This is a genomic window from Chamaesiphon sp. OTE_75_metabat_556 (assembly GCF_031378165.1).
GTDB lineage: Bacteria > Cyanobacteriota > Cyanobacteriia > Cyanobacteriales > Chamaesiphonaceae > Chamaesiphon.
The window spans coordinates 1-3,680 of record NZ_JANNDR010000128.1 but is presented as its reverse complement, the minus strand read 5'-3'; the positions used below and the strand labels follow the sequence as shown (position 1 = coordinate 3,680).

Annotated in this window: 4 protein-coding genes; all 4 read left to right on the top strand. The window is 45.9% G+C overall.

Annotated features, from left to right (window positions below; genetic code table 11):
- Window positions 1-33 precede the first annotated feature (33 nt).
- Window positions 34-615 (top strand): hypothetical protein, encoded by a 582-nt coding sequence (locus RMO27_RS05535; protein ID WP_309730216.1) that lies wholly within the window; start codon window positions 34-36, stop codon window positions 613-615.
- A gap of 151 nt (window positions 616-766) precedes the next feature.
- Complete coding sequence (locus RMO27_RS05530) at window positions 767-1,405, top strand: hypothetical protein (RefSeq protein ID WP_309730213.1); 639 nt, start codon at window positions 767-769, stop codon at window positions 1,403-1,405.
- A 181-nt stretch (window positions 1,406-1,586) separates the two neighbouring features.
- Entirely contained in the window at window positions 1,587-2,690 is a 1,104-nt protein-coding gene (locus RMO27_RS05525) for an HhoA/HhoB/HtrA family serine endopeptidase (RefSeq protein WP_309730211.1), read from the top strand.
- A 261-nt stretch (window positions 2,691-2,951) separates the two neighbouring features.
- Complete coding sequence (locus RMO27_RS05520) at window positions 2,952-3,413, top strand: hypothetical protein (protein ID WP_309730207.1); 462 nt, start codon at window positions 2,952-2,954, stop codon at window positions 3,411-3,413.
- Window positions 3,414-3,680 lie beyond the last annotated feature (267 nt).

The window sequence follows — 3,680 nt, the reverse complement described above, 5'->3', positions numbered from 1 at the left end:
CATAATTAACCATCAAATTAAGGTTGGATATTCATGCTAAATCTTTCTAAATATCGCCACGCGATCGTCGGTTGTAGCGCTATCGCTACAGTAGCTTGCGTTGGATTACTACAGTCTGGTAGTGCGATCGCTCAAACAGCTACTAATAATAGTAATAGTAGCGGTAGTAACGTTACCACTATCCCCAGCGTCAGCGTTGGTAGTAGTAATAGTGGCGGAAGCACTCCCGGCGGTGGCGCTAGTGCAGCGATTAGCGGTCAGGCTGGAACCATTTCGTCCAGAGTCAGTGTCGCTCAAGCTAGCTATGATACTGCGGTGTCTAACCTCTCAGCCGCCGAAGCAGCTCAACCTGTAGCTGCCGCAGATACAACCCCCGTCCGCTATGCGGTAGATAAAGGTGTTGCGGATCTTGCAGCTTGTGGTTGTCCCAATGCCGATGTTACTGCCAGTGCGCCTAGTACTGCTCCACGCCCAGAAGTAGTAGCTGCTAAAGCTGCTGAAGCTGATGCCGCAGCAGAACTCGCCGCTGCTCAAGCCGAAGCGCGTCAGTTTATTGAATCAGTCAAGAGTGGTACTACTGCAACCAGCTCGGTAGCCACCAGCCAACTTTGGTAGAGATCTGCTCTGAGCTAATTACCTTCAGACAGCACACCACCCATAGATAACCTGTTAATTACAAGGGCGAATTTAATCGCTCTTGTCTTCCGGGTTACTCTCGATAATTGCGACCACCAATCCATCGCTCGCCAAGTCAGGCTCGAACACAATGACCCAACTAGCTAAATTCCGTCAACTCCTCATCGGCTGCGGCGCGATCGCCACAGCAGCATTCGGTAGCTTCATTCCCTCTGCCACTGCTGACGAACAATTTAATAATAATACCGTCCAATTCGATCGAGACACCATCATTGAATTTGCGTTTGTAAAATCCAACAACGCGGCTCAATCCACTTTTGGCGTACTCAATCTAGCTACTGGCGAAAAAACTCCCCTAATTTCGGAAGCCCGCGCTCAAGACAGACCCGGTAAAAACCGGGTCGGTACTGCTGGTAAAGCAGTTAGAAAACCGTTTGCCGAATTTACATTCAAATCGGGGACTCCCTACACACTCTATCTAGAGTCAACTCAAAAAGGTAAAGGTGCTACCACCGTCTACTCTGTACCAGAGCGAAATGGTGGCGCACAGCTAGCAAAATTCGAGAATGATGCTACCTCCTTGGGTACTCAAGGCGTGCGGATTGGTTGGAATGATGGGATCTCCAGTCAAGGTGGCGACTTCAATCAATTCCTAGTCATCGCTGGTGGTGGCATCGGCTGTCCTTGTAAGCCAAGCCCCAGCTTGACTACACCATTACCTCCCGAAGCACCCCCAACTCGCAACAACGCACCTAGCGGTCGCGGTTAATTAGGCTTTAGGCTTTAGGCTTTAGGCTTTAGGGGTCTTGCAAATTAGCCCCAATCACTAACATCGGGTATGAAACAGTGTTTCATGCCCGATTTTGGCTAAATACGCTAAATACCTACCATTAATAGAGAAAATTGCCACAATTAAAGAATAAGAGTTATTACCAATCGCTGAATGCAATATGAAGTCAAGACTAAGTTCTGCGATCGCGACGATCGTGTTAATTATTGCTACCTTTTTGCCACTACCTGCCCGAGCAGCGGTGCCGATTACTGCGGCGATCGCGGAAAATAATGGCGTGAGCTTTGTCAGTAAGGCTGTCGATTTAGTCGGTGCGGCGGTGGTGCGAATCGATACCGAGCGGACGATTACGCGGCGGATCGACCCATTTTTTGGCGATGAGGCGATGACGGGATTGCCCCAGCAGCAGCTACTACGCGGTCAGGGGTCGGGCTTTATTATCGATCGCGGTGGCATCATTTTAACCAATGCCCATGTTGTCGATCGTGCCGACAAAGTCACCGTCATCCTCAAAGATGGCCGGAGTTTGGAAGGTAAAGTCCAAGGTGTCGATCCAGTCACCGATCTGGCTGTTATCAAAGTCCAAGGTGCTAAAAACCTACCCACAGCTCAACTCGGCGACTCAGATATCGTCAAAGTCGGTGATTGGGCGATCGCGGTTGGCAATCCCTTCGGATTGGACAATACTGTGACCCTAGGGATCGTTAGTACCCTCAAACGGGCTAGTTCGACCGTCGGCATGACCGACAAACGCCTTGATTTCATTCAAACCGATGCAGCTATCAACCCGGGTAATTCTGGGGGGCCACTGCTCGATTCACAGGGGCGAGTCATCGGCATCAATACCGCAATCCGTGCCGATGCTATGGGGATTGGGTTTGCGATTCCGATTAATAAAGCCAAAACTATTTCCACCCAATTAGCACGCGGCGAAAAAGTTTCGCATCCCTATCTCGGTGTCCAAATGGTTACACTCACCCCAGAAATTGCCTCTGAAAATAATCAAGATCCAAATGCACCATTTCAGATTCCCGAAATTAATGGTGTATTGGTAATTCGTGTTTTACCCAACACTGCGGCATCTGTAGCGGGAATGCGGCGTGGTGATACGATCTTGGAAGTCGATGGCGCGGCAATTCACGATGCCAATCAGTTGCAAGATGTGATGGAAAATAGTCATGTCAGCAAACAGATCCAAGTCCGAATCTTGCGAGATGGCAAGGATCGGATTGTCAAAGTTATTCCCAAAGAGTTAAATTCTTAAATTAAGGTCTATCCACCTAAAACACCGCTGTTCGCACACTAACTTCACAAAGTACAGAATGTAAGTTATAATCGATTCTAGAATTATAAACTGAAGCGAAGAGGATGTTTGGAAAGTATAAAGTGACACTCGATCGTTCCTTTACCCCCTTAAATTAGAGTCAAAGTTCCCCAGGATTGGGGGGATCTAAGTAGCCGATCGATGCTAAATCATTACTTTGTTTACATCGTCTCCGTATTTCCAAACATCCTCTAAGTAATTATGTATTCTGAAAGTCTACTTCAACAAATTAAAGCCTCCCACTATCTTTTACAAGAAAGCCTCGATAGAGGTTGGAAAGAATTTCAAAAAACAGAAACCTTTGACATTACTAGACAACTATCCGAACAGATGAATTGGTGGTATGATAGCCAATATTACAATGTTATTCCTAACCCGTCTCATTGGTATGCTAGTCAATTAGCTGGCAATTATTTCCTAATCGCAATGGGTGAATTAGGAATTTACTTTGATACAGTATTTCCTGGTGATTTTTCTCAATCAGAAGAATTTGTGAGAGAAGATGGTTTAGATGTGAGAAGATTTCGTCTCAAAGTATTTCATCAAAGAAAAACTATTTGTATCTTTCAGTTAGAATATATCCACAACCATGAAATATTCTATTTTACATACCCCCCACAGTTACAAATTTTGGAGGAGTTCACGGGGGAATCAAAAATCTAAAAAACCCGATCGGGTAGGGCACATTGAGCAATAAGTTTGCACAATTATGTAGGTAGGCACAATTAAATATAAGCTCCGCGATCGTTAGATTAATGCCTGAAACCTAATAATTGTATGGATTAGCGATAGTTTAAACCACCCTACGTTTAAATCAGCCCGCCTACTTACCACTAAATGAAATCCAAAATTCTGGAGTGATTGAGGCAGGGACAATTCATGAATTGTCCCTGCCTCAATCACTCCAGAATTTTGGATTTCATTTAGTGG

Excerpts from the sequence above, each read along its gene's own strand:
- RMO27_RS05530 (WP_309730213.1), top strand. The coding sequence starts at position 767 with ATGACCCAACTAGCTAAATTCCGTCAACTCCTCATCGGCTGCGGCGCG.
- RMO27_RS05535 (WP_309730216.1), top strand. The coding sequence starts at position 34 with ATGCTAAATCTTTCTAAATATCGCCACGCGATCGTCGGTTGTAGCGCT.
- RMO27_RS05525 (WP_309730211.1), top strand. The coding sequence starts at position 1,587 with ATGAAGTCAAGACTAAGTTCTGCGATCGCGACGATCGTGTTAATTATT.
- RMO27_RS05520 (WP_309730207.1), top strand. The coding sequence starts at position 2,952 with ATGTATTCTGAAAGTCTACTTCAACAAATTAAAGCCTCCCACTATCTT.